The sequence below is a fragment of the Methylotenera sp. genome (genome assembly GCF_029945535.1).
Lineage (GTDB): Bacteria > Pseudomonadota > Gammaproteobacteria > Burkholderiales > Methylophilaceae > Methylotenera.
Window position 1 is genome coordinate 92,625 of the sequence record NZ_JAQSCU010000018.1, and the last position, 23,527, is coordinate 116,151.

General features: G+C 42.5%; 23 protein-coding genes. 10 read left to right on the top strand and 13 right to left on the bottom strand.

Annotated features, from left to right (window positions below; translation table 11 throughout):
- Window positions 1-220: 220 nt before the first annotated feature.
- Genes PSU72_RS12090 through PSU72_RS12100 form a run of 3 tightly spaced genes read left to right on the top strand, consistent with a single transcriptional unit; the run spans window position 221 to window position 5,684 of the window.
- Window positions 221-3,148, top strand: a complete 2,928-nt coding sequence (locus tag PSU72_RS12090) for a transporter substrate-binding domain-containing protein (protein ID WP_300432828.1) — start codon at window positions 221-223, stop codon at window positions 3,146-3,148.
- Window positions 3,145-3,510, top strand: coding sequence for a response regulator (locus PSU72_RS12095; protein WP_300432829.1), 366 nt, complete (start codon window positions 3,145-3,147; stop codon window positions 3,508-3,510). The genes PSU72_RS12090 and PSU72_RS12095 overlap by 4 nt, the downstream gene beginning before the upstream one ends.
- 29 nt (window positions 3,511-3,539) lie before the next feature.
- Window positions 3,540-5,684, top strand: a complete 2,145-nt coding sequence (locus PSU72_RS12100) for an EAL domain-containing protein (protein WP_300432830.1) — start codon at window positions 3,540-3,542, stop codon at window positions 5,682-5,684.
- Between the two features lie 11 nt (window positions 5,685-5,695).
- On the opposite strand, the gene PSU72_RS12105 is transcribed toward PSU72_RS12100, so the two are convergent.
- The 5 genes from PSU72_RS12105 to murJ all read right to left on the bottom strand — a co-directional run bounded on the left by PSU72_RS12105 (window position 5,696) and on the right by murJ (window position 11,949).
- Window positions 5,696-6,007, bottom strand: coding sequence for a DUF1905 domain-containing protein (locus PSU72_RS12105; RefSeq protein WP_300432831.1), 312 nt, complete (start codon window positions 6,005-6,007; stop codon window positions 5,696-5,698).
- Between the two features lie 39 nt (window positions 6,008-6,046).
- Entirely contained in the window at window positions 6,047-6,511 is a 465-nt protein-coding gene (gene lspA / locus PSU72_RS12110; RefSeq protein ID WP_300432832.1) for a signal peptidase II, read from the bottom strand.
- Between the two features lie 135 nt (window positions 6,512-6,646).
- Window positions 6,647-9,475: an isoleucine--tRNA ligase gene (ileS, locus tag PSU72_RS12115; protein ID WP_300432833.1), complete on the bottom strand. Its 2,829-nt coding sequence runs from the start codon at window positions 9,473-9,475 to the stop codon at window positions 6,647-6,649.
- 32 nt (window positions 9,476-9,507) lie between these two features.
- A complete protein-coding gene (locus tag PSU72_RS12120; RefSeq protein WP_300432834.1) occupies window positions 9,508-10,404 on the bottom strand; it encodes a bifunctional riboflavin kinase/FAD synthetase in 897 nt (298 codons plus the stop codon).
- Window positions 10,405-11,949: a murein biosynthesis integral membrane protein MurJ gene (gene murJ, locus PSU72_RS12125; protein ID WP_300432836.1), complete on the bottom strand. Its 1,545-nt coding sequence runs from the start codon at window positions 11,947-11,949 to the stop codon at window positions 10,405-10,407.
- 186 nt (window positions 11,950-12,135) lie between these two features.
- Between murJ and rpsT the strand changes: the two genes are divergently transcribed.
- The gene (gene rpsT, locus PSU72_RS12130; RefSeq protein ID WP_300432837.1) at window positions 12,136-12,471 is read left to right on the top strand and encodes a 30S ribosomal protein S20; all 336 of its coding nucleotides are present in this window, start codon (window positions 12,136-12,138) and stop codon (window positions 12,469-12,471) included.
- 108 nt (window positions 12,472-12,579) lie between these two features.
- On the opposite strand, the gene PSU72_RS12135 is transcribed toward rpsT, so the two are convergent.
- The 6 genes from PSU72_RS12135 to rplU form a co-directional block, all read right to left on the bottom strand.
- On the bottom strand, window positions 12,580-13,743 hold the full coding sequence (locus PSU72_RS12135; RefSeq protein WP_300432838.1) for a 5-(carboxyamino)imidazole ribonucleotide synthase: 1,164 nt from the start codon (window positions 13,741-13,743) through the stop codon (window positions 12,580-12,582).
- A 56-nt stretch (window positions 13,744-13,799) separates the two neighbouring features.
- Window positions 13,800-14,297: a 5-(carboxyamino)imidazole ribonucleotide mutase gene (gene purE, locus PSU72_RS12140; protein WP_300432839.1), complete on the bottom strand. Its 498-nt coding sequence runs from the start codon at window positions 14,295-14,297 to the stop codon at window positions 13,800-13,802.
- Window positions 14,298-14,369: 72 nt separating this feature from the next.
- Entirely contained in the window at window positions 14,370-15,533 is a 1,164-nt protein-coding gene (gene proB / locus PSU72_RS12145) for a glutamate 5-kinase (RefSeq protein ID WP_300432840.1), read from the bottom strand.
- 1 nt (window position 15,534) lies between these two features.
- Window positions 15,535-16,623: an Obg family GTPase CgtA gene (gene cgtA / locus PSU72_RS12150; RefSeq protein WP_300432841.1), complete on the bottom strand. Its 1,089-nt coding sequence runs from the start codon at window positions 16,621-16,623 to the stop codon at window positions 15,535-15,537.
- Between the two features lie 189 nt (window positions 16,624-16,812).
- Window positions 16,813-17,073 (bottom strand): 50S ribosomal protein L27, encoded by a 261-nt coding sequence (rpmA, locus tag PSU72_RS12155; RefSeq protein ID WP_300388398.1) that lies wholly within the window; start codon window positions 17,071-17,073, stop codon window positions 16,813-16,815.
- Between the two features lie 33 nt (window positions 17,074-17,106).
- Window positions 17,107-17,472, bottom strand: coding sequence for a 50S ribosomal protein L21 (gene rplU, locus PSU72_RS12160; protein WP_300388396.1), 366 nt, complete (start codon window positions 17,470-17,472; stop codon window positions 17,107-17,109).
- A gap of 222 nt (window positions 17,473-17,694) precedes the next feature.
- Here rplU and PSU72_RS12165 point away from each other — a divergent pair, with 222 nt between their 5' ends.
- Window positions 17,695-18,693 (top strand): polyprenyl synthetase family protein, encoded by a 999-nt coding sequence (locus tag PSU72_RS12165; protein ID WP_300432843.1) that lies wholly within the window; start codon window positions 17,695-17,697, stop codon window positions 18,691-18,693.
- Window positions 18,694-18,733: 40 nt separating this feature from the next.
- Here PSU72_RS12165 and PSU72_RS12170 read toward each other — a convergent pair whose 3' ends face one another.
- On the bottom strand, window positions 18,734-19,114 hold the full coding sequence (locus tag PSU72_RS12170; RefSeq protein ID WP_013147228.1) for a hypothetical protein: 381 nt from the start codon (window positions 19,112-19,114) through the stop codon (window positions 18,734-18,736).
- Between the two features lie 231 nt (window positions 19,115-19,345).
- On the opposite strand from PSU72_RS12170, the gene PSU72_RS12175 reads away from it, so the two are divergent.
- From PSU72_RS12175 to PSU72_RS12195, 5 genes are all read left to right on the top strand, one after another.
- Window positions 19,346-20,218 (top strand): A24 family peptidase, encoded by an 873-nt coding sequence (locus PSU72_RS12175; protein ID WP_300432845.1) that lies wholly within the window; start codon window positions 19,346-19,348, stop codon window positions 20,216-20,218.
- Window positions 20,219-20,222: 4 nt separating this feature from the next.
- Complete coding sequence (gene coaE / locus PSU72_RS12180; protein WP_300432846.1) at window positions 20,223-20,837, top strand: dephospho-CoA kinase; 615 nt, start codon at window positions 20,223-20,225, stop codon at window positions 20,835-20,837.
- A gap of 98 nt (window positions 20,838-20,935) precedes the next feature.
- Window positions 20,936-21,694, top strand: coding sequence for a cell division protein ZapD (gene zapD / locus PSU72_RS12185; RefSeq protein ID WP_013147225.1), 759 nt, complete (start codon window positions 20,936-20,938; stop codon window positions 21,692-21,694).
- 121 nt (window positions 21,695-21,815) lie between these two features.
- The gene (locus PSU72_RS12190) at window positions 21,816-22,028 is read left to right on the top strand and encodes a DNA gyrase inhibitor YacG (protein ID WP_300432847.1); all 213 of its coding nucleotides are present in this window, start codon (window positions 21,816-21,818) and stop codon (window positions 22,026-22,028) included.
- Window positions 22,029-22,034: 6 nt separating this feature from the next.
- Window positions 22,035-22,544 carry a copper chaperone PCu(A)C gene (locus PSU72_RS12195; RefSeq protein ID WP_300432848.1) on the top strand — a complete coding sequence of 170 codons (510 nt, stop codon included), beginning with the start codon at window positions 22,035-22,037 and terminating at the stop codon, window positions 22,542-22,544.
- Here the strand turns inward: PSU72_RS12195 and PSU72_RS12200 are convergent.
- A complete protein-coding gene (locus PSU72_RS12200) occupies window positions 22,534-23,526 on the bottom strand; it encodes a Nudix family hydrolase (RefSeq protein WP_300432850.1) in 993 nt (330 codons plus the stop codon). The two genes, PSU72_RS12195 and PSU72_RS12200, sit on opposite strands and share 11 nt — an antisense overlap.
- Window position 23,527 lies beyond the last annotated feature (1 nt).

Genomic DNA, 23,527 nt, shown 5'->3' on the forward strand with positions numbered 1-23,527 from the left:
ACTCAACTGACAAAACAGTCAACTAATTTACAATTTTTAACATTAAATGCTATAGTTTATTTAAAAAATCTAAACGACTAGACCTCTAAATGACTAGATATCTGAAATACTAGATTTCTAAACTACTAGAAGTCTAAATAATCATGTAAATGTTTTTGAGTAGGGGTGTTTTTTGGTCAAAAGTAGCATCTTTAGGCATACCATACTTTGCATTTTAACAATGTGGATGCTGCTATTAGGACAAGGCGCCCAATCCGCTGGAAACTTGCTCACAACTGATGAGCGCGCCTGGTTAAATGCGCACCCAGACATCTCGCTGACCATGTGGGATGACTACGCCCCCATCTCTTTTCACGGTGAAAATGGCAAGCTGCAGGGCTTTATGCCAGATTACATTGAGCTGCTAGAGTCAAAATTAAATTACAAATTCAAACTAGTAGTTCCGACTAAAGAGGAGTCTCTTAGTAACGGTAAGCGTGGTGCGCGTGAAGACGTCATTTCACTTCTAGCAGACACGCAAGATCGCCGTGTATATTGGAACTTTACCCCGACTTTACTTAGCTTTCCTTTAAACATTGTTACGCGCAACGATGCTCCAAAAGACATGACTTTGTCGCAAATTAACAATATGAAGTTAAGCGTAGTCCAAGGTTATGCTAGTCAAGAGTTTGTACAAGAAAATTACCCGCAGATAAAGCTAGACCTGGTGAATAACACCTGCCAAGGCTTACAACATGTTGCCTTTCACGAAAGCTTTGCAATGTTGACTGATCTGCCAGTGGCAAGTTGGTGCTTAAAAACGCAAGGTTTGATTAATATTAAAGTCGCAGGTAAGTCTGAGTTTAAATATGAAATGAGCCTCGCCGTAAGAAATGACTGGCCAATATTGTTTAATATCATTAAAAAAGGTATGAAGGCGGTCACCAAGAGTGAGCGGCAAGTTTTACACAACCGCTGGTTAGATCAAGATGCATTCGAACAAAGTTGGATGTATTCAAATCGAGTGTGGCTCATTGCACTTGTGTTATTTCTTTTGCTATCTGCGCTTATCAGGGTGTATGTGTGGGATAGCAATATGCAAAGCAATGTACTGCAAAGAATGACAAATGTCTCTGATGACGACAAAGAGCTAGAGCACATATCAGAGGCGAGTAGCGGTTTAACGCCGCGTATTTTAATTTTGCTGTGTATTATTTTAACCCTACTCGGTACGCTTATCACTACTGAACAATGGGTAAGCCATCAAGATAGAATTTTATTAGGGATTTTGGTTGCTGCATTGATGTTAATGATGCTATTTGGTGGCTACAAACTAGGCAGTATTAGACGAAATGAAGAAAATGAAAGCCTTTTTGAGCAACTTGCCAGTCAAGTTAAAACACGGCAAACGGCGGAGAAGATTGCCAAAGAACAAACACTGCGGCTGTTCAAGCAACAAAAAGCGATTCAAACTTTAACCCAAACGCAAACCAAAGAAAATATTGAAGAAATTTTCAAAGAGATTGCACAAGTTTCTGCTGAAACATTGAATGTTGAAAGAGTCGGCATTTGGCTGCTAGATTCAGATAAGCAAATGTTGGAATGTGTAGATTTATACTTAAAAACTAAAAGTCTCCACACCACAGCTAATCCTTTATTAGCTAAAGAACTGCCCACATATTTTCAGTTTATCTCACAAAATAGAGTGTTGGCCGCTAACGATATTATGTTGCACCCTGCCACCGTCGAGTTTCGACAAGGTTATGCACAAGAAAATAATATTGGCGCCATGCTTGATGGCTCTATTTGGCTAAATGGCAATATGATAGGCACCGTGTGTTGTGAGCATATAGGTAATCCCCGTGAGTGGACTTTAGACGAACAAGGCTTTGTTGGCTCGATCTGTGATGTAGTGCGCCTCACTATTGAAACGGATAGGCGCCATCAAGCCGAACAAGCGCTACTGCAACATAGTGAAGAATTAGAAGTAATGGTAGAGGCCAGAACGCTCTCCTTGCAAGAAAGTGAACAGCGTCTTACTTCCGTCATCAAATATGCGCCAATTCCTATCCTCACTATCAAAATGGATGGCGAGATTATTGAGTTTAATCCAGAAGCAGAAAGAGTCACTGGATTTAGCCGATCTGAAGCCATAGGTAAGAATTTTATTGATATATTTGTTGTAAAAGAATCATTCAAAAAAGCGATTGCCATCGGCATTGGCACAAAACGAGGTGAAGCTTTCCGTAATGTAGAATTGATTTTTAAATGTGCTGATGGCAGAAAAATAGAGTTTGAATGCTCTATCGTTAAAGCAGGTAAAAATGGCGGTAGCGATGTTGGGCAGATGATTGCGATTGGCCAGGACATTACGCAGAAAAAAGTATTACAAGCATCCTTAATTAAAGCACGTGAAAGCGCTGAGTCTGCTGACCGCATTAAATCTATGTTTGTTGCTTCAATGTCGCATGAGCTCAGAACGCCGCTCAATTCAATCATCGGTTTTCTAGGCGTAGTGCTGCAAGGCATGTCTGGCGATCTTAACATCAAACAAAAAGATCAACTTGGCCGTGCTTACCACTCCGCCAAACATTTACTCTCGCTCATTTCTGATGTGATTGACATCTCAAAAATAGAAGCTGGGTTTTTAGAAATACATACCGAATCGTTTGCTTTAAAACCTATGTTTAATGAGGTGGTGAATGTCATACATCATATCGCTGACGGTAAACATTTAAATTTACACATTGACTGCAGCGAAGACATCGTTCTAGAAACAGACCGCAAAAGACTTTATCAGGCGATTTTAAATGTCGTAAGCAATGCCGTGAAGTATACAGAAGCAGGCTCAGTAACTGTTGAAGCAAAAATAATCAATGAAGAGTTAATCATCACTACTCAAGACACTGGCATTGGCATTAGCCCGTCTGGCCTAGAGCAACTGTTTAAACCATTTGAGCGAGCCGAATCACACCTCAAAATAAAAACATTAGGTACTGGATTAGGTTTATATTTAACACGAAAAATTCTAACGCAATTGTTGGGCGGTAGTATTGAAGTAGAAAGCCAAGTGGGTGTAGGTAGTACGTTTACCATCAGAGTGCCGGTTAAAATATCCGAACAGACATTACTCAATAATCAGTCAATTTTAGAAGATCAGCCTTTATGACAACTGCACTGATAATAGAAGACAATGAAAATAACTTAGAGTTAATTCGCTTCATTCTTGAGCAATCGCAATATAAAACACGATTTGCCATGACGGGCTTGGAAGGTGTGCAACAAGCACTTACAATGCCGCCTGATTTTGTTATTTTAGACATACAACTCCCTGACATTAATGGTTTGGAAGTGTTAAAAAGAATTCGCGCGCATCCTGTCGGTAAAGACATTCCTATTATTGCCATGACTTCGTACGCCATGTCTGGTGATAAAGAGAAACTGCTAGCGGCAGGCTGTACAGCCTACATAGAAAAACCAATAGATCCAATACTTGTGATTGGTCAGATACAAAAAGCGATTGCTAGATAAGCGGTCAATAGCTCAAGAGAACATTATTAATGAAAATATTAGTCGCTGAAGATGACGAGAACTCAAGGCACTTACTAGAAGTAGTGCTCACTAGCAAGGGCTATGAAGTGGCAAGTTTTGACAATGGCTTAAAGGCACTAGCTTACTTAAAAACTAACCCAGTCGATTTAATCGTTTCTGACATTTTAATGCCCGAAATGGACGGCTATGGCTTGTGCCGTGAGGTAAAGCAAAACCAATTTTTACAAAAGATTCCTTTTATCTTTTACACGGCAACTTATACTTCAGATCAAGATGAGCGTTTTGCGATGTCTTTAGGGGCAACCAAGTTTTTGGTTAAACCGATGATGATGGAAGATTTGCTACCCGTGATTGCTAAAGTCATTAATGCGGGGCAGCAAGCCAGCCCACAAGCAAGTAACAGTAAGTCACACTTTGGGCCATTGCGCTTAGACAAGCAGCACGCTGATATCATGCGTATCAAGCTAGATAAGAAGCTGATTGAACTGAATGAAGAAAAACAAAAATTGATTGCCAGCGAAGCCCGCTTCAGAGACTTTGCCGAAGCTTCAGCTGACTGGTTTTGGGAGTCTGATGCTCAATTAAAAATCCAGGCTTTAGCTGGAAGCCCTGCTGGACTTGGATTCTACAGCCTGGTAGATTTAGCACAAACCTGCCATAGCCACTCTTCCAGCGAAATGCTTGAAACGCTAAAATCGCATAAACACTTTTCTGACTACGTTGTGCATTTTATTGATGAGTCAGGCAAACTAGTTTATTTGCGCGTTTCAGGCAAACCTATATTTGACACAGAAAAAAACTTTATCGGCTACCGCGGTGTTGGGCGCGATGTAAGTGAAATGATAGCTCTTAATCGCCGTGTAGAATTTTTAGCCTCACATGATGAACTGACTGGCTTGCCAAACCGCAATTTATTTAAGCAAAGACTCAATCATGCGGTTGTAAAAGCTAACAGAACAAATAGCCAAGTGTTACTGCTATTTTTTGATTTAGACCACTTTAAATTAGTCAACGACACGCTTGGACACGAAGCTGGCGACTTACTACTCATGATGGCAACCAAACGTATTTCAGAGTGCATCCGCGCCTCTGACACACTATGTAGGCTGGGTGGTGATGAGTTTGTGATGATCATGGAAGAGGCATCCCCACAAGATGCCCACCGCTTGGTACGTGACATTATTGCTAAATTCACAACGCCATTCGAGCTTTATCAGCAACGCGTTTACTGCACCATGAGCGTAGGCGTTAGCGTTTACCCAGATGACACCGTAGACCCACAGTCCTTACTGGTCTTTGCTGACCTTGCTATGTACAGAGCCAAACAAAACGGCCGTAATTGTTTTGAGTTTTACACCACCAATCTGAATTTCATTGCCCACCAATGGTTGGATATGGAAAACGGTATTCGCCATGCTTTAAAAGATAACCAACTCTTTTTAGAATTTCAACCCCAGGTAGAAAATACAAATCAGAGCCTCATCGGTATAGAAGCATTATTAAGATGGCAGCACCCTGAGCGCGGCTTAATCTCACCATTAGAATTTATTAAAATTGCCGAACAATCATCCTTGATCAACCTAATTGGTGATTGGGTGCTAGAAACTGTATGCCAGCAAATCCGCACATGGCTAGACCAAGGCTATCAAGTACCACGCGTGTCGATTAACATTTCAGCACGCCATTTGCGGTCTGATAGTCTCATCCAATCACTAAAAACAGTACCCGCTAAATATCAAATTCCAACGAATATGTTATGCATTGAAATTACCGAGCATGCTTTGCTAGATGATATTGATATAGTAAAGAAAAATATGCGCTTCATTAAAGAGGCTGGCTTTAATATCTCTTTAGATGATTTTGGCATGGGGCACTCATCACTCATGTATCTAAAACGCTGGTCGGTTGATGAAGTGAAGATTGATCGTAGTTTTATCGACGGCTTACAAAACAGCGAGGAAGATCGTGTGATTGTGAAAGCAATTGTTGCGCTGGCAGACGCGCTGAGTTTAGATATAGTAGGTGAAGGGATTGAAAATGAATTTCAAGCTGATATTGTCAAAGCCAGTGGCTGCAAGGTTGTGCAAGGCTTCTTTTATTCAATACCGTTGCCCGCAGCAAAAATAGTCACTTGGTTTAAAAAAGAAAACTAAGCTCAATTAAGTCAGATGCTGATTTGCAATAGCACTTCAACATCATCACCCGCCGCTATTTTCTGTTTTTTACGCACTTCAGCTTTTATAGGCAGAATATAAGCATCTAAGCTACCAGATGGAAAAATCGAAGTCTCCCAAACTGTGCCACCGATATTGGCAGAGACTCGCACAGATCCCCAACCGCGGCGTTTACCAAAATGGTTATCGCTAAAGAACTTTATTTCTTCAGACTTATCCTGCGGCAAAGTGATGAAGTGCCACGTACCCTTACCCTGCCATAACCAACATTTTCCAATAAACGTGAAGTTTATATCTATCATGTTAAGTCACAATTTAGCTTAAAAATATATTGAGTATATTTAGCTTGGCTTTTTAAAACTATCCAGCAGTAACAACCCCACCCCCACACAAATTGCGCTATCCGCCACATTAAAAGCAGGCCAATACATTTGTTGGTAATGGAAGTTCAGAAAGTCGATGACATAACCTAGTGTCACGCGGTCATACAAATTGCCGATTGCCCCACCCAACACCAAGGCTAAACCCACACAAAACAGCTTTTCAGTACGATGCTTCTGAATAAGATAAGTAATCACAATAATGGCAATCACAGAAACACCTGCAAAGAACCAACGCTGAATACCGCCAGCATCGTGCAAGAAGCCAAAAGCTGAACCTTCGTTGTGATAATGCACCAAGTCAAAAAAGCTTGTGAAGGTGAGCATTTCGCCGTAAGCAAAAGCGCCTTGTATTAAATGCTTGGTGTATAAATCAAGCGCCACGACAACGGCACTAATACTTAACCATTTATAAATTGATCCCATTATCAAATCCCGTCATTCCCGCGCAGGCGGGAATCCAGACAATTTTCCAAAATCGTAACATTTACAAACATTCCAGTACCCGTTGCCTGACTGGATTCCCGCCTGCGCGGGAATGACGAGGTACGAAAGCGACTGTTAAGCATATTTACGCACCTCGCCTTTACCAAATAAGTTACTAACACAACGACCACAAATATGCAGATGTTCAGCGTCAGCACCTACGTCCGCGCGGTAATGCCAGCAACGATCGCATTTTTTACTTTCGCTACCAAGCACATTAAACATTAATGGCATCGGATGTTTTGCTGGGTCTCTTTGTAACACTGTAACTTTTGATGTTATAAATACGAACTTTAAATCATCTTTAAGCTTTTGTAACGACTCTAATATCTCGTTTTCAGCGAATACATGAACCTCTGCTTGTAAAGAAGAGCCTACAATTCCCTTCTCTCGCTTTTCTTCTATAGCCTTGTTTGCAAAAGCACGTACAGTAATTACATTTTCCCAATCCAAAATATCTCTCTCACTCAAACCGTGTTTTGGTAATTCATACCAAAAATCTTCAAACACTGTTTTATCAGCTTCTAAACCTAACGTTTGCCAAATCTCATTCGCAGTAAAGCTCAAAATCGGTGCCATTAAACGCATCATGCAATGTGTAATATGATGCAATGCACTTTGTGCGGCACGACGTGCAGGTGAGTTTTCACCTGCTGTGTAGAGCCTATCTTTAAGAATATCTAAATAGAAGCCGCCCAAGTCCTCTGAGCAGAAGCTCACAAATTTTTGTACGGCTAAATGAAACTCGTAACGGTCATAATCAGCCAATACTTCTGTTTGTAGCTTTTGCGTTAAATGCAGCGCGTAACGGTCAATCTCTAACCACTCACTCACTGGCAGCAAGTCTTTATTTGCATCAAAATCAGCGATATTCGCCAGCAAGAATTTCATCGTATTACGAATGCGGCGATAGCTTTCCGCAACACGTTTTAAAATTTCATCTGAAATCGTGAGTTCGCCAGAGTAATCCGTTGAAGCTGTCCATAAGCGCAGAATATCAGCACCATAGGTATCCATCACCTTTTGCGGCGCAACCACGTTACCTTTGGATTTACTCATTTTGTGGCCAGCGCCATCCACTACAAAACCGTGCGTCAGCAAGGCATTGTATGGCGCGCGACCATCAATGGCACAGCCAGTAAGCAGGCTAGATTGAAACCAGCCACGATGTTGATCTGAACCTTCAAGATACAAATCTGCTGGGAAAGCTAATTCAGGGCGGCGCTTCAGCACAGCTGCATGCGTTGCACCAGAATCAAACCAAACATCCAAGGTATAGGTGACTTTTTTATAGTCAGCTGCATTTAATGCTGCATGCTCTGCCAAGAAAGTTGCCCCATCTAAGCTAAACCAAGCTTCAACGCCGCGCTTTTCTACAAGTAATGCAGCTGCCTCAAGCAACTCTGCAGTTTGTGGATGCGGGTCGCCCGTCTCTTTATGCACAAAGAATGGCATAGGCACGCCCCAGTTACGTTGGCGCGATACACACCAATCAGGACGATTTTTAATCATCGCCTCTAAACGCGCACGACCCCAAGCTGGGAAGAACTCAGTCGCATCTACCGCTTTATTGGCATATTCGCGCAAGCTAATGCCAACGGCGTCTTGCGCGTACATACCAATAAACCATTGGTGCGTAGCCAATTGCATCAGAGGCGTTTTATGGCGCCAGCAATGCGGGAAACTGTGGTTCAAGCGAGCACTTGCGAGCAAAGCACCGCTTTCTGTCATGGCAGCCAAAATCACCTTGTTAGCTTCTTTTCTGTCTAATCCGCGAATCGCCGCAAATTCAACCAAGTCGCTATTAAAGAACTTGCCATCGCCACCCATTAAAATACGTGGCTTTTCATTTGGGAAGTTAGCTTTCATCACCAACCAGTCATCGTTACCGTGCGCGGCAGCGGTATGGACTAAGCCTGTACCTGCATCAGTCGTCACGTGGTCACCACAGATGATGGGCACTTGGCGGTTGTCGAAAGGGTGTTGTAAAACTAACTTTTCTAACGCAGCTCCTAAGCAGCTAGCAAGCACTACTGCATCAATTTCAGCATAACGCTCTAAAGTTACTTTCGCCAAATCTTGCGCCAAAATCAGCAACCCACGACTTGTTTTGACTAAGTCATAAGTTAAATTTGCGTTCACCGAAACCGCTTGATTAGCAGGCAATGTCCAAGGCGTAGTTGTCCAAATTACCGCATAAGCATTACCTGATACCTCTACGCCAAATGCTTTACCCAATGCGGCGTTATCAACAACCTTAAACCCAACATCAATCGCAGGCGAATTCACATCTTCATACTCAACCTCAGCTTCAGCCAACGCCGAACCGCAGTCCACGCACCAATGTACGGGCTTGCTGCCTTGGTATAAATAACCATTTTTTTGAATGTCGCCCAAAGCGCGCATGATGTCGGCTTCAGTTTTGAAATCCATCGTTAAATACGGATTATCCCAATCGCCCAACACACCTAGACGAATAAAATCTTTCTTTTGGCGCGCGACTTGTTCTGCCGCATATTCTCGACATAACTCACGAAACTTGGCTGGATCTATATTTTTACCGTGATTTTTTTCAACCACCAACTCAATTGGCAAGCCGTGACAATCCCAGCCTGGCACGTAAGGTGCATCAAAACCGCTCATGGTTTTAGATTTGATAATGATGTCTTTTAAGATTTTATTGACCGCGTGGCCGATATGAATATCGCCGTTAGCATACGGAGGGCCATCATGCAGAATGAATTTTTTAGCGCCTTTGCGGGCTTTACGAATTCTTTGATACAACTGTTTATCTTGCCATTCCTTAAGCCAAGCTGGCTCGCGCTTAGCTAAATCGCCACGCATAGGGAACGTGGTTTCTGGTAGGTTTAATTTGTACTTTGAATCTTTAGCTTCTTCAGTCATGGTTTATTTCTTAATAGATTACTGATTAATATTTATTTCTTAAAAAAATCTCTGGCGGATTCAACATCCAGCGCAATTTGTGTCTTCAAGGCATCTAAGCCGTCAAATTTCTGCTCATCGCGAATTTTATGCAAAAACTCTACGTGCACATGTTTACCGTATAAATCCGCATTAAAATCTAACACATTCACTTCTAACATCAGCTTTGAAATGCCGCCTACTGTCGGTCGCACACCTAAATTTGCCACACTATTCATACCATCTAATTTTACTGCATACACGCCCGTCAACGCAGGGCGCTCATGCCGCATATGCACATTAGCCGTTGGGAAACCAAGCTGACGCCCTAGCTTAGCGCCATGCACCACTTTGCCACTCATACTGTAAGGGCGACCTAATAACACACTGGCTTCATGCAGCGCGCCTGTCGCCAGCGCAGAGCGGACGCGGGTGCTAGAAACACGCGCACCATCCAAATCAACCTGTGGCAAACTAATGAGGTTGAACTTCGCTTCTAAAAAGTCTAATACTGAGCCAGCGCGCATGGCACCAAATCTAAAATCATCGCCTACCAAAATTGCTTGTGCATTCAAGGAATCACGCAAAATATTTTGTATGAATTCTTGTGGCGTTAACTTAGCTAAACGTCGATTAAAACGACATACATAAGTGGTTTCAACCCCAGCTTCAGCAAAATGCTCAAGCTTTTCACGCAGTGAACTTAAACGCGCTGGTGCAGTTTCTGGCGCAAAGAACTCACGCGGATGCGGTTCAAAAGTCATCACCGCAGAAGTCAGGTTAAGTGCTTTCGCAGTTTCATTAAGCTTTTGCAATAACGCCTGATGCCCTAAATGCATGCCGTCAAAGTTGCCTATCGCCAACGCACAAGGCTGCTGTTGCTGTGTAGGAATATGGCGAAATATTTGCATTTAGTGCGTAACTCTTCGAATGTAATCGCGCGGCTTAAATCCTAGCAGCATTAGCGTTGCAAAATAACTCACGCCACCAAGCATGACTAAACCCGTAAGATAAATAAGTCGCTTCATTAATCCATAATGTAACCACGCACCTGTATCGCCCATGGCAAAATAAAGCGTGACGCCCATTACGCTAAGCGCAGCTAAAAGTTTAAGCAAAAATATCGCCCAGCCAGCTTGCGGCTGAAAAATATTATGCTGACGCAAATGATAGTAAAGCAATGATGCATTGATACAAGCACCCAAGCCAATTGCCAAGGCTAGGCCAGCATGCTGCAAAGGCAATACAAAAATAAACAATCCGTTCATCAATTGCGTAATCACCAATGTGAAAACAGCAATTTTAACTGGTGTTTTAATGTTTTGTCGCGCATAAAAACCTGGCGCTAGAATCTTCACTAAAATCAAACCTAGCAAACCAACGCTGTAGGCTACAAGGGCTTGCTGTGTCATCACAACATCAATGGAGGTAAATTTACCGTAATGAAATAAGGCCGTGACCAAAGGTGTGGCGAGCACAGCCAATGCAACTGCCGCAGGCGCTGCTAAAATAAAGGTTAAGCGCAGGCCCCAATCCAACAATTGTGAGTATTCACTCTCATCCTTGCCCGCATAGGCTTTAGATAAGCTAGGCAGCAATATAGTACCAAGCGCAACACCTAGTACGCCCGTTGGAAACTCCATTAGCCGATCTGCGTAATATAGCCAGCTCACACTGCCAGTTTTTAAGAATGATGCGAATATCGTATTCGTAATCATAGAAATCTGCGCCACTGATACGCCTAGCACCGCAGGACCCATCAACTTTAGAATGCGCCATACGCCATCATCAGCTGCATGAAAATCAAGTTTAGGTAATAAGCCAATTTGTTTTAAAAATGGTATTTGAAAAATCAACTGCAGAAACCCACCAAAAAACACTGCCCACGCCAACACTTTAATTGGCTCAGCAAAATGATCGGCAAAAAACAGAACCGCAGCAATCATGCTGACATTGAGCCAAACTGGCGTAAATGCAGGAATACCGAATTTATTATAAGTATTGAGCACGCCACCAGCCATTGAAACTAGCGAGATAAAGAAAATATAAGGAAAAGTAATGCGCAACAACTCAACCGTCAGTTGCATCTTAGGTTGGTCAGCGGTAAAACCAGGCGCGATAAGCGAAACTATCCATGGCGCAGCCAACATACCAAGCAAAGTCACAATCACCAGAATCAAACCTAACCATGTAGCAACACGGCTAATCAAGTTATGCGTTTCATCAAAACTACGCTGACTTTTATACTCAGCCAAAATAGGCACGAAGGCTTGGCTAAATGCACCTTCAGCTGAAATTCTGCGTAATAAGTTAGGAATTTTGAATGCTACGATAAATGCATCGCTCAACATACCCGCGCCAAATACCCGTGCAATCAAGGTATCTCGCACAAAACCCAATATACGAGACACAAAAGTCATGCTGCCAACTTTGGCTAATGCTTTGAGTAGATTCATAATTTAAATTGGGAGAATTTGACTTATTAACAACATATTAAGCGATTTTATCATGCCAATAGACATCATGCGGCAAATAGCAATGATATTTACTTCATTTAAACTTGCAATGTGTTTAGAAAATAGCTATGATTATGGGCTTCGTATTTTGAATAGCTTTTAGCACCTTTTAGGAAAGAACCATAGATGGCAAATACCGCACAAGCAAGAAAACGTGCTCGTCAAGCAGTTAAGCAACGCGCTCACAATGCAAGTTTGCGTTCTACTTTGCGTACCGCGATTAAAAAAATTATTAAAGCTGTAGAAGCTGGCGATAAAGTTGCCGCTACTGCTGCATATAGCGAGAATGTAAGCGTGATTGACCGCATTGCGGACAAAAACATCATTCATAAAAATAAAGCATCACGTCATAAAAGCCGCTTAAATGCTGCAATTAAAGCGATGTCTGCTGAAGCTCCAGTAGCTGTAGCTGCGAAAGTGAAAGCTGCGCCTAAGGCTAAAGCTGCACCTAAAACAGCTTAATAGTTGTATTTAATAAAAAAGCCTCGCAATGCGAGGCTTTTTTATTACCTGAAATTAATTAAGAATTTCTGAAATGAAGAATCCCTAATCCATTTTTAGAGCATTACTTCACTCTCCAATTTTCAATTCTGCGCGCACTTGCATTGCTTGCTTAATCGCTTCGTCACGACTCACATTAATCACGGTAAAGTGCCCCATTTTTCTACCCGCACGCGCTTGCTGCTTACCGTACAAATGCATTTTCAACATTGGATTATTTAATGCCACTTGCCATTCAGGAGCAGAATCAATGTCTTCAGGCCAGATATCACCCAATAGATTGACCATCACAGCTGAGCTATGCTGTCTTGAGCTACCTAATGGCAAACCAGTCATCGCACGCACTTGCTGCTCAAATTGATTCGTCACACAAGCATCGATTGTATAGTGCCCAGAATTATGTGGCCTAGGTGCAATTTCATTCACTAATAATTCACCACCGCAAACAAAGAACTCTACACCCAGTACGCCTGTATAAGCTAATTTCTCAGCCACAAGAATCGCTAATTTTTGCGCTTGATGACTGATTGCATCACGACCACGTGCCGGTGCAATTGAAACGTCCAGTATTCCATTGAGATGGCTATTCTCTGATGTTGGGAATGTAGCGACATTGCCCTGTACATCACGCGCCAACACGACTGAAACTTCATAATCAAGTTTCAACATTTTTTCTAGCACACACTCTTCGCGCTCAAATTGCGCAAATGCAGCTTGTGCTTCATGTTGATTTTTGACTCTAGCCTGCCCCTTACCGTCATAACCAAAACGTGCAACTTTTAGAATAGCTGGGTAAATATCACTGTCATCAATCGGTAAATCTTCTACCTCATTAATGACTTCGAATGGCGCAACTGGTAAGCCAGCATGTTTAAGAAAGTTTTTCTCACTTACACGATGCTGCGCAATCGCAACACTATAAGCACTTGGACGCACAGGTTTAGTTTCAGCTAAAAAAGAGAGTGAATCTGCTGGTACATTTTCAAATTCAGTACTAATTGCTTCGCAGGTGTTAGCTAGCTTTAATAAAGCGCCTTTATCATCAAATGCTGCGCAAATATGTACATCGGCAATCTTGCCTGCTGGGCTATTCGCATCAGGGTCTAACACAGTGACTTTGTAACCCATTTCGTGGGCAGCAACTACAAAAAAACGACCGAGTTGACCGCCTCCGAGCATGCCTAGCATTGCAGGTGGAAGAATGACTGGTGTTTGTTCTTGATGATGGTTCATATATTGAATACAGATTGATTGATATTAAAACTTAATAATATTTCAGTTGATGATATTTAAGGCTTGTCGCTCAATTCCATAGCATGTACTTTTGCAGCCTGCTTAGTGCGGAATTCGGTTAATTTTTTAGCTAAAACCGCATCATGATTGGCTAAAATTGATGCCGCAAATAAACCAGCATTCGCCGCACCAGCCTCACCAATTGCAAAGGTAGCTACAGGTATGCCTTTAGGCATTTGCACAATAGAGAGAAGCGAATCCTGACCTTGCAAATGTTTAGAAGGCACAGGCACGCCTAATACTGGCAAAGTAGTTTTAGCCGCCACCATACCCGGCAAATGCGCAGCACCGCCTGCTCCAGCGATAATCACTTGATAGCCTTTTTGTGCCGCAGTTTCTGCAAAACTAAACATTAAATCTGGTGTGCGATGCGCTGAAACCACATCTGCCGTGTAAGGAATATCAAAATCCGCTAGCATCTGGGCAGCCGCTTTCATAATGGGCCAGTCACTATCAGAGCCCATAATTATCGCCACTAAAGGTTGTTTATTCATTAACATTCCTTTGTTATTCTTTATGTATCAAATTCACAAAAAATTAAAATAATAAGTATTTTTGGCTGAGCGTTACAACAAGACTAAATTGTCTCTGTGTATCAATTCCGCCTCTTCCACATAGCCCAATATTTTCTCAATGTCTTTGCTAGATTTTCGCATGATTCTAGTCGCTTCCATGGCTGAGTAGTTGACTAAACCACGCGCCAACTCTACGCCATTTTCATCGCAACAAGCAACGACTTCGCCGCGCTCAAAGCTACCTTCAACAGCTGTTACGCCAATTGGCAATAAACTTTTGCCATCTTGCTTGATGACCTTTACCGCGCCTGCATCGAGCGTTAATTTACCGCGTAACTGCAAATGATCGGCTAACCATTGCTTGCGCGCGGTCGTTTTCATTTCTGTGGTTTGCAGATGCGTACCAATTACTTCACCAGCGGCTAAACGAACCAGCACGTTTCTTTCACGACCTGAGGCAATGATAGTATTTGCACCACTTCTGGAAGCGCGCTTTGCAGCAAGAATCTTGGTTAACATTCCGCCAGTGCCAACACTGCTACCAGCACCGCCGGCCATCTGCTCTAGTGTTACATCACCAGCTGTAGCATGCTGTATAAACTTGGCATCTTTATCTTTACGCGGGTCAGCAGAATACAAACCTTGCTGATCCGTTAAAATCACTAAAGTATCAGCTTCGATTAAATTAGCTACCAATGAACCTAAAGTGTCATTATCACCAAAGCGAATTTCATCGGTCACTACCGTATCATTCTCGTTAATGATCGGGATGACCTTTAAATCAAGCAAAGTACGCAAAGTACTGCGTGCATTCAAATAGCGTTTTCTATCAGCAAGATCGTCGTGAGTTAACAACACTTGCGCCGTATGTAACTGATGCTGAGTAAAGCAGCTTTCATACATCTGCACCAAACCCATTTGACCTACGGCTGCAGCTGCTTGCAACTCATTCACAGCAGCTGGGCGTTTTTTCCAACCCAATCTTTGCATGCCTTCAGCAACGGCACCACTGGAAACCAATACAATCTGCTTACCTTGTTGCACTAAAGCGGCGATTTGCGCTGCCCAAGCAGCAATTGCCACTTGGTCTAAACCATTACCGTTATTAGTGACAAGGCTAGAGCCAACTTTCACTACGATCACTTTGGCTTCAAGCAAAAGTGACGGTGAATTAGATGAAGGCGAAGCTAGCAATTGTGATTCCACAGCAGTCATTCTAGTCGTCTTTTTTTGTCACAGTTTTACTTGCCGCGCTTTCGTTAACCAAGCCTGTATCAGCCAACGCATCTTCAGCTTCTCGCTTATTTTCTTCGATATGCTGCATGATTGCGTAGGTAAGCTCTTTACAACCAACACCGCTAATAGCTGAAATCGCGAATACGCGACCTTTCCAACCATAGTCTTTAACGAACTGTTTTACGACCTCTTGTGACTCTGGCAACATATCGATTTTATTCAACACCAACCAGCGTGGCTTGTCATAAAGCGCTTCATCATACTTACGAAGCTCTTCAACAATCGCTTTTGCTTCATAAACTGGGTCAACAGCTTCATCAAATGGCGCGATATCGACCAAATGCAATAGTAAAGAAGTACGTTGTAGATGGCGTAAAAACTGATGGCCTAGTCCCGCACCTTCAGCCGCACCTTCAATGATGCCTGGAATATCAGCAATCACAAAACTACGTTCCGTATCTACGCGAACCACACCCAAATTAGGATGCAAGGTGGTAAAAGGATAATCAGCCACTTTAGGTTTTGCTGCAGACACTGAGCGAATAAATGTAGATTTACCCGCATTTGGCATGCCTAACAAACCAACATCAGCTAACACTTTAAGTTCTAAATAAAGCTCAAACTCTTCGCCTACATCACCCTTAGTACATTGGCGTGGTGCGCGATTCAAACTAGATTTAAAATGCACATTACCCAAACCGCCTTTGCCACCGCCAGCCATCTGCGCACGTTGGCCGTGCTCACTCAGATCCACTAGCATTTGCTCGCTGGCTTTATCTGAAATAACGGTACCCACTGGCACACGCAACACCATATCTTCGCCTTTTGCGCCGTAACACTCAGCACTGCGGCCATTTTCGCCACGTTGCGCTCTAAATGTACGGGTATAGCGATAGTCTACCAAGGTGTTAATATTGCGATCAGCCTCAACAATGATAGAGCCACCACGGCCGCCGTCACCGCCACTTGGGCCACCCATTGGCTCGTATTTCTCACGACGAAACGTAGCAACGCCGTTACCACCGTCGCCTGCGTAAATTTTGATTGTTGCTTCGTCTATAAATTTCATTTTTTGAACTAATGCAGAAGTGCTTTAATTTTTAAAACAGTTATAAAATTAAAACAACCCTGTCATTCCTGTATGTCTGTAAAGGTCTTTCAGTGGAACAAAGCAGCTTAAACTGACTATTCACACATGAGAGTTTACCAAATAAAAAAGCCCCATCAAACGATGAGGCTTTAATAAAGTTATTTTAACTTAAGCTGCAACAATAATGCTTACAGTGTGGCGTTTTAAAGCGCCTTTAATTGCAAATGATACTTTACCGTCAGCTTTAGCGAACAAAGTATGATCTTTGCCCATGCCAACATTTTCGCCTGCGTGCATTTTTGTGCCACGTTGACGAACAATGATGCTACCTGCTGTCACTACTGTTTCACCAAATGCTTTAACACCTAGTCGTTGTGAGTGTGAATCGCGACCGTTACGGGAACTACCGCCTGCTTTTTTGTGTGCCATGATTTAATCCTTAAGTCTTATGTATTGCTTCAATTATTCTGCAGCTTTAGCGGCTTTTGCTTTTGCTGGTTTTGCAGCAGCTTGACCTGCAGCTAAAATTTCGCCGATTTGGATTTCAGTAAAACTTTGGCGATGACCTTGTGTTTTACGATAATGTTTACGACGACGGAATTTGAAAATCATTACCTTGTCACCACGGCCATGTGAAAGCACGGTTGCTTTTACAGTTGCGCCGTTAATGATAGGTGAACCGATGGTTGTGCTTTCACCATCTGAAACCATTAAAATTTGATCTAGCGTAACAGTACCGCCAACTTCAACTTCTAATTTTTCAACTTTTAATCTTTCGCCTGAAATTACGCGATATTGCTTACCACCAGTTTTAATTACAGCATACATGATTGAGCCTTAAATTACGCTTTCTAAAGAACTCGGCATTATACGCAAATAATCTAGCAAAGCAAACCATAATCGCATGCAATTTCAAAAAACTGCAGCATTAATGTTAATCAGTAATTATCTCACGATTTATATAGCTGTTACCAGTATATAAAACAGCTATAACTGAACCTTAAAAGTTGGCTGTGATAAAATATTCGCTACTTTTTAAGGTTCATTATCGTGACGCAAAGCAACACTCCCTCTAGTAGTTCGCCATTAAACACAATTCAATCTTGCATCGCTGCTGATATTCAAGCGGTGAATACAGTCATCACCCACTCTTTACACTCTGAAGTTACCTTGGTTAATCAGGTCGCGCATTATATTGTGAATAGTGGTGGGAAGCGCTTACGCCCTATATTAGTACTACTTTCTGGCGGGCTTTTTGGAGAAGTGAAAACTGAGCATCATCAATTGGCTGCAGTTGTTGAGTTTATTCATACGGCCACATTGCTGCATGATGATGTAGTGGATGAGTCATCAAAAAGACGTGGGCAAAATACTGCGAATGCCATTTTTGGTAATGCAGCCAGCGTGTTAGTTGGCGACTTTGTATACTCGCGCGCTTTCCAAATGATGGTTGCTGTGCAAAATATGCGCGTCATGGAGGTGTTAAGCAACGCTACCAACGTGATTGCCGAAGGCGAGGTGCTGCAATTATTAAATATACACAACGCAGATGTGACAGATGAAGCCTATCTACAAGTCATCCATTACAAAACCGCTAAACTGTTTGAAGCGGCTACACGCTTAGGCGCCATTATCAGCAACGCTTCACCCCGCGATGAAGAGGCTTTGAGTCAGTACGGCATGCACATTGGTACAGCATTTCAGCTCATTGATGACGTTCTTGATTTAAGTGGTAATGCATCAGAGATAGGCAAAAATTTAGGTGATGATTTAAGCGAAGGCAAACCCACATTACCCTTGCTATACGCAATGCGCAACGGTACAGCTAGTGAAGCTGAAACCATAAAGCGCGCCATTGAACATGGTGGTTTAGATGACCTTGCCACTGTATTAACGGCTGTTGAACGAACTGGTGCACTAGGTCATGTGCGTAAGGTAGCCGCTAAAGAATCTGAGTTAGCCTGCGCGGCTATCGCACATTTTGCAGATTCGTCTTATAAGCAGGCGATGTTAACCTTAGCGGAGTTTGCCGTAACTAGAAATTATTAAATGACCACTATCCATTTGATTGAGCATTACTAACTCAAGATTAATTCAATGTAATTTTCTCACCACTATCTGCATGATAATAGCTTAAGTGTGCACACTCGTTTACACCTGAAGTTAACGACCCGTCAAACAAAGACTTACCATCAACATCCACAATGGCGTAGCCGTTATGGTACAAAGTGACTTCAGCTAGCTTAGGTACATGCTTTGTATCGCGAGTTGAGCCTTGACGCATGGCAAAGCTAATGCAATTTTCTTCCTCTTCTTCAGAGTACACTTCCCAGTCGCGGCCGCCGGCTAACTGTGAAAGCCATGTGGGCAAATCAACCTCTACACGGCAAACAATAGGCTCATCCCACGCAGGATGATTGAGCTCAGCCTGTAATAGCTCAATAGTGTTTTGTTGATTTGTGTCTGTCATTTAGTTTCCTTCTTGGCCGTTACGCCAAATATAGCCATCAAATAGATCTTGATGCAAACATTATAATATGACCTTTATACTTGTGACGGCTTGCTGCAATTTCAAGTGCTTAAATTTTGCATATAAAATTTATATGAATTCCAGCTAGTTTTATTGCCACAAGTATTTAACGGTGCGATGATGCGATAAGTTTACAGTGGCAAGCATGTATTTTTAATTTAAAGGATTGTTATGTTCAGCGGATTTTCTGATATTTCTGGTTTGCTACAAGGGAACACCACGCTTTTTATTTCAATATCAGTTATTTTTGGCCTAATGGTCGGCAGTTTTTTGAATGTGGTGATTCATAGATTACCTAAGATGATGGAACGCGAATGGCATAACAACTGCCTTGAACTGCAAGGCAAGGAAATTCCAGAAGCAACTAAATACACCCTCGCCCACCCTCGTTCAGCCTGCCCAAACTGCGGGCATAAAATTACCGCATTAGAAAACATTCCAGTGATTAGTTACTTACTCTTACTAAGAGGAAAATGTAGCGGCTGCAAAACCGCAATCAGCATGCGCTACCCTTTAATCGAAGCGCTGACAGGTTTATTGATTGGCTTAGTCAGTTGGAAATTCGGCTATACCAGCCTCACGCTATTCGCATGGATTTTCACCTTCGCACTGATCTCGTTAACCTTTATTGACTTCGACACACAGTTATTACCTGATGACATCACGCTACCATTATTATGGCTAGGCCTGTTATTCAATCTCAACAACGGTTTTACTGACTTAAAATCTGCTGTGATTGGCGCGATGGCTGGCTACCTTATTTTATGGTCAGTTTATTGGGCATTTAAATTAGTGACGGGTAAAGAAGGCATGGGTTATGGCGACTTTAAATTACTTGCGGCAATCGGCGCTTGGTTTGGCTGGCAATTATTACCTGCGGTAATTTTACTGTCCTCAGTACTGGGTGCTGTGATTGGCATTAGTCTGATTGTGTTTACAAAACGTGGGCGTGAAATCCCGATGCCGTTTGGGCCATTTCTAGCTATCGGCGGTATTGCAGCACTGTTTTTAGGACCACAACTCGCCAGTTACTATTTAGCTTAATTCTATGATTGTTGCGCTCACAGGTGGCATAGGCTCTGGCAAAAGTGAAGCTGCCAAGCAATTTGAAGCACTAGGCGTGCCTATTGTCGATGCCGATGTAATTGCCCACGCACTCACCGCAACTGATCAGCCTATACTCAAAGAAATCGTCCGTATCTTTGGCGCAGATTATTTAAACGCCGACGACACATTAAACCGTGCAAAATTGCGCGAGCATATATTTAACGACCCCTCCGAACGCATGAAACTTGAGTTGCTCATTCATCCAGCCATTCACGAGCAAGCTTTAAAGCAGCTTGCAGAGAATGAAAAGCGATTACATCCTGCCTATCAAATTCTAGTCATGCCACTCTTATTTGAAAGCAATCGTTACGACGGAGTGGCTGATAGGATTCTAGTGATTGATTGCGATGAAAGCTTACAAATCAAGCGTGCTATGGCTCGAAGCAATATCAGTGAGTCGGATGTCAAAGAGATGATGAATGCACAAGTGAGTAGAAACGTGCGACTAAAATCTGCTGATGAAATTATCGTAAACGACGGCACACTTGCTGAACTACAAGAAAAAGTCATACGAATTAATAAAAAACTCATTAAAACTTGCATAGTTAGCAAATAAATTTGATAATTCAGTTCAACTTTTAACTTGCACACAATTTCATGATTAAGACGGCACCTTTTTGCTAGTAATTAAATGAACGATTAGTTAAATTATTCATGCCTAGCTACGATTATCCTTTTAATGAACGCATACGCACATTTTTACGTGTAGAGGATTTATTCGCCAAAGTTTTATACAACATTGAAGGTAGCCACGAGTACCAACACCACTGTGCTTTACTTACACTACTGCAAATATTAGATATTATTGACCGCTCAGAGTTAAGATCAGACCTGATGCAAGAACTCAGTCGCCAAAGAGCGGTGATGGATGCGCTACAAGGCAACCCCGCGATTGCCCCACAAAAACTGGCAGAAATTCTGAATGAAATTGATACAGCTACAGAATCACTTCGCTCTGAAAACACTAAGCTAGGTCAAACGCTACGCACTAATGAATGGTTGATGAGTATCAAACAGCGAGCTGGTATTCCTGGCGGCGTTTGTGAGTTTGATGTTCCTTCTTACCATTACTGGCTTGGTCTGGGCGAAGATAGACGTCAACAAGATTTGAAAACCTGGCTTAGTCCATTAGTACCTATGCACGATGCCATTGTGATTATTATGCGTATATTGCGTGGTAGCGGATCGACAACTAAATTGGTAGCTGTTAACGGCGCATACCAGCAAATGCTTGGCGGCAGCAAACCTGCCCAAATGTTAAAAATTGATATTCCAGATAACGTCACGTGCTTTCCTGAAGTGAGTGCGAATAAATACGCGATCAATATCCGCTTCAATATTTTAGACTTTACTCAAAAGCCTCAAAAATATGACGAAGATGTCAACTTTACATTAACGTTGTGCAACTTATAACCTCTGCAAAAGACTAATAAAAGTTGCTATATCTTTAGCGAGCTTTATACCAAAACTCTCAATAAAAAAATTCATTGAATAGTGTCGCATTATCATCAACTAAGAAACACGGCTCAGCAATATGGAAACCACAAAGAAACGATTAGTCGCCTGCCCTCACTGTAAAAAATTATCTGAATTCTCGCCTAGCAATGCCTTCAGGCCTTTTTGTAGTGAGCGCTGCAAAATGATAGATTTAGGACTTTGGGCAAGTGAACAGTATGCGATTCCAGTCGAAATTAAAGAAGATGATCTTGAACAAGAGTTTTCTGACGTCAACTTTTCAAGGCAATAAATTTATATGCTAAATACTTTCTACCAATATTTTGTCCGCCTCTCTTTAGCGTTAATACTAACGCTTACTGGCACACAAGTGTATGCTAAAGAGATCGTTGCGCCAAAAAATCTTGTGTCAATAACAGATGCATGGGTGCGGCCAACTAATCCTGGGCAGGAAGTAGGCGCCGCTTATATGACGTTTTTGAGCAAGCAGGACATGACACTTGTCAGTATAGAAAGTAACGTTACCGATAGTGTAGAGATACACAATATGACCATGGAAAATGGTGTGATGAAAATGCGCATGCTAGAAAACTTAGCACTAAAAGCTGGAGAACCTTACAAGCTTGCGCCTGGTGGCTATCACTTAATGCTATTCGATTTAAAAAAACCACTCACTGTGGGTGAGCAAGTGAATTTTACGCTCCACTTTAAATCTAACAGCAAAATTAAAACTAGTAAAAATACTCCCAACTACAAACAAACCATCAACGTTATAGTACAAGCACCGCCCGAAAACGCTACTCACTAAGCCAAGCACTGCGTAGCATGGCGATGCCATGTGCGCCATGCGATTTTGCTTCGTGCAAGTCTGCGGGCAGCATGCCGCCAAGTGCATAAACCGGCAAAGCGTAGTCCGCAATTAAATCAGCAAACTGATCCCATCCCATAGGCTCTTCATCCGGGTGACTACGTGTCACCTTTACCGGCGACAACATCACATAATCAAGACCTAGTGCCGCTGCGTGCGCTAATTGTTCGGCATTATGGCAAGAGGCACCGCATAGCATTGCCTCTGGCTTTGCCTGCACCTGCATTAGATCAGTAGAGTTAAAATGTATGCCTGCAACATTCAAAGTTGCTGAGGCAGATTGATTGCTGGAGTTAATCAGCACCTTGGCTTTATATGGTTCTGCCAGCTGAGTTACACGTTCGGCGAATGTTTGAAAGGCTTGATTTGAGAGCTGCTTTTCGCGCAGTTGCAGTATTTTTAGCCCATTACCCAAGGAAGTTTTCAGACGTTCAAAAAACAAATCCTCACCTAGTTCACTTAAATTTGTAATGGCGTAACTTGACGGCAAATTCAGCGCAGCGAATATAGGCGCATTAGCTGGCAACATCGGCGAAACTTCAATATTTTCAGGCGGTTGCCAAACTAGCTGCTGATTTTCCAAACCACATGGTTCGCCATCCCATTTTGTAATAGTAAAAAAATGCAGCTTAACGGTTTTAGCTGGCGAATCCAATTGTCCGGCTGCGTCATATTTAGCCTCGTAATCAAAGCTACGCGTTAGCCATGGGTAGAGTGATGTTACCTCTATACCAAGCTCTTCTTGCAGCTCGCGATTTAGCGCCTGCCGTGCCGTTTCGCCCTCTTCCACCTTACCGCCTGGAAACTCCCAATAACCAGCCCAGGGCTTACCAACTGGCCGCTCTGCCAATAAGACCCAACCATCTTCACGCTGGATAACACCTACCGCCGCGTGCGTAATTTTGCGTTTTGTTGTACTCATG

What these genes read in the sequence shown, in the direction of transcription:
- PSU72_RS12090 (WP_300432828.1), top strand. Translation starts at nt 221, where the DNA reads ATGTGGATGCTGCTATTAGGACAAGGCGCCCAATCCGCTGGAAACTTG.
- PSU72_RS12095 (WP_300432829.1), top strand. Translation starts at nt 3,145, where the DNA reads ATGACAACTGCACTGATAATAGAAGACAATGAAAATAACTTAGAGTTA.
- PSU72_RS12100 (WP_300432830.1), top strand. Translation starts at nt 3,540, where the DNA reads ATGAAAATATTAGTCGCTGAAGATGACGAGAACTCAAGGCACTTACTA.
- PSU72_RS12105 (WP_300432831.1), bottom strand. Translation starts at nt 6,007, where the DNA reads ATGATAGATATAAACTTCACGTTTATTGGAAAATGTTGGTTATGGCAG.
- lspA (WP_300432832.1), bottom strand. Translation starts at nt 6,511, where the DNA reads ATGGGATCAATTTATAAATGGTTAAGTATTAGTGCCGTTGTCGTGGCG.
- ileS (WP_300432833.1), bottom strand. Translation starts at nt 9,475, where the DNA reads ATGACTGAAGAAGCTAAAGATTCAAAGTACAAATTAAACCTACCAGAA.
- PSU72_RS12120 (WP_300432834.1), bottom strand. Translation starts at nt 10,404, where the DNA reads ATGCAAATATTTCGCCATATTCCTACACAGCAACAGCAGCCTTGTGCG.
- murJ (WP_300432836.1), bottom strand. Translation starts at nt 11,949, where the DNA reads ATGAATCTACTCAAAGCATTAGCCAAAGTTGGCAGCATGACTTTTGTG.
- rpsT (WP_300432837.1), top strand. Translation starts at nt 12,136, where the DNA reads ATGGCAAATACCGCACAAGCAAGAAAACGTGCTCGTCAAGCAGTTAAG.
- PSU72_RS12135 (WP_300432838.1), bottom strand. Translation starts at nt 13,743, where the DNA reads ATGAACCATCATCAAGAACAAACACCAGTCATTCTTCCACCTGCAATG.
- purE (WP_300432839.1), bottom strand. Translation starts at nt 14,297, where the DNA reads ATGAATAAACAACCTTTAGTGGCGATAATTATGGGCTCTGATAGTGAC.
- proB (WP_300432840.1), bottom strand. Translation starts at nt 15,533, where the DNA reads ATGACTGCTGTGGAATCACAATTGCTAGCTTCGCCTTCATCTAATTCA.
- cgtA (WP_300432841.1), bottom strand. Translation starts at nt 16,623, where the DNA reads ATGAAATTTATAGACGAAGCAACAATCAAAATTTACGCAGGCGACGGT.
- rpmA (WP_300388398.1), bottom strand. Translation starts at nt 17,073, where the DNA reads ATGGCACACAAAAAAGCAGGCGGTAGTTCCCGTAACGGTCGCGATTCA.
- rplU (WP_300388396.1), bottom strand. Translation starts at nt 17,472, where the DNA reads ATGTATGCTGTAATTAAAACTGGTGGTAAGCAATATCGCGTAATTTCA.
- PSU72_RS12170 (WP_013147228.1), bottom strand. Translation starts at nt 19,114, where the DNA reads ATGACAGACACAAATCAACAAAACACTATTGAGCTATTACAGGCTGAG.
- PSU72_RS12175 (WP_300432845.1), top strand. Translation starts at nt 19,346, where the DNA reads ATGTTCAGCGGATTTTCTGATATTTCTGGTTTGCTACAAGGGAACACC.
- coaE (WP_300432846.1), top strand. Translation starts at nt 20,223, where the DNA reads ATGATTGTTGCGCTCACAGGTGGCATAGGCTCTGGCAAAAGTGAAGCT.
- zapD (WP_013147225.1), top strand. Translation starts at nt 20,936, where the DNA reads ATGCCTAGCTACGATTATCCTTTTAATGAACGCATACGCACATTTTTA.
- PSU72_RS12190 (WP_300432847.1), top strand. Translation starts at nt 21,816, where the DNA reads ATGGAAACCACAAAGAAACGATTAGTCGCCTGCCCTCACTGTAAAAAA.
- PSU72_RS12195 (WP_300432848.1), top strand. Translation starts at nt 22,035, where the DNA reads ATGCTAAATACTTTCTACCAATATTTTGTCCGCCTCTCTTTAGCGTTA.
- PSU72_RS12200 (WP_300432850.1), bottom strand. Translation starts at nt 23,526, where the DNA reads ATGAGTACAACAAAACGCAAAATTACGCACGCGGCGGTAGGTGTTATC.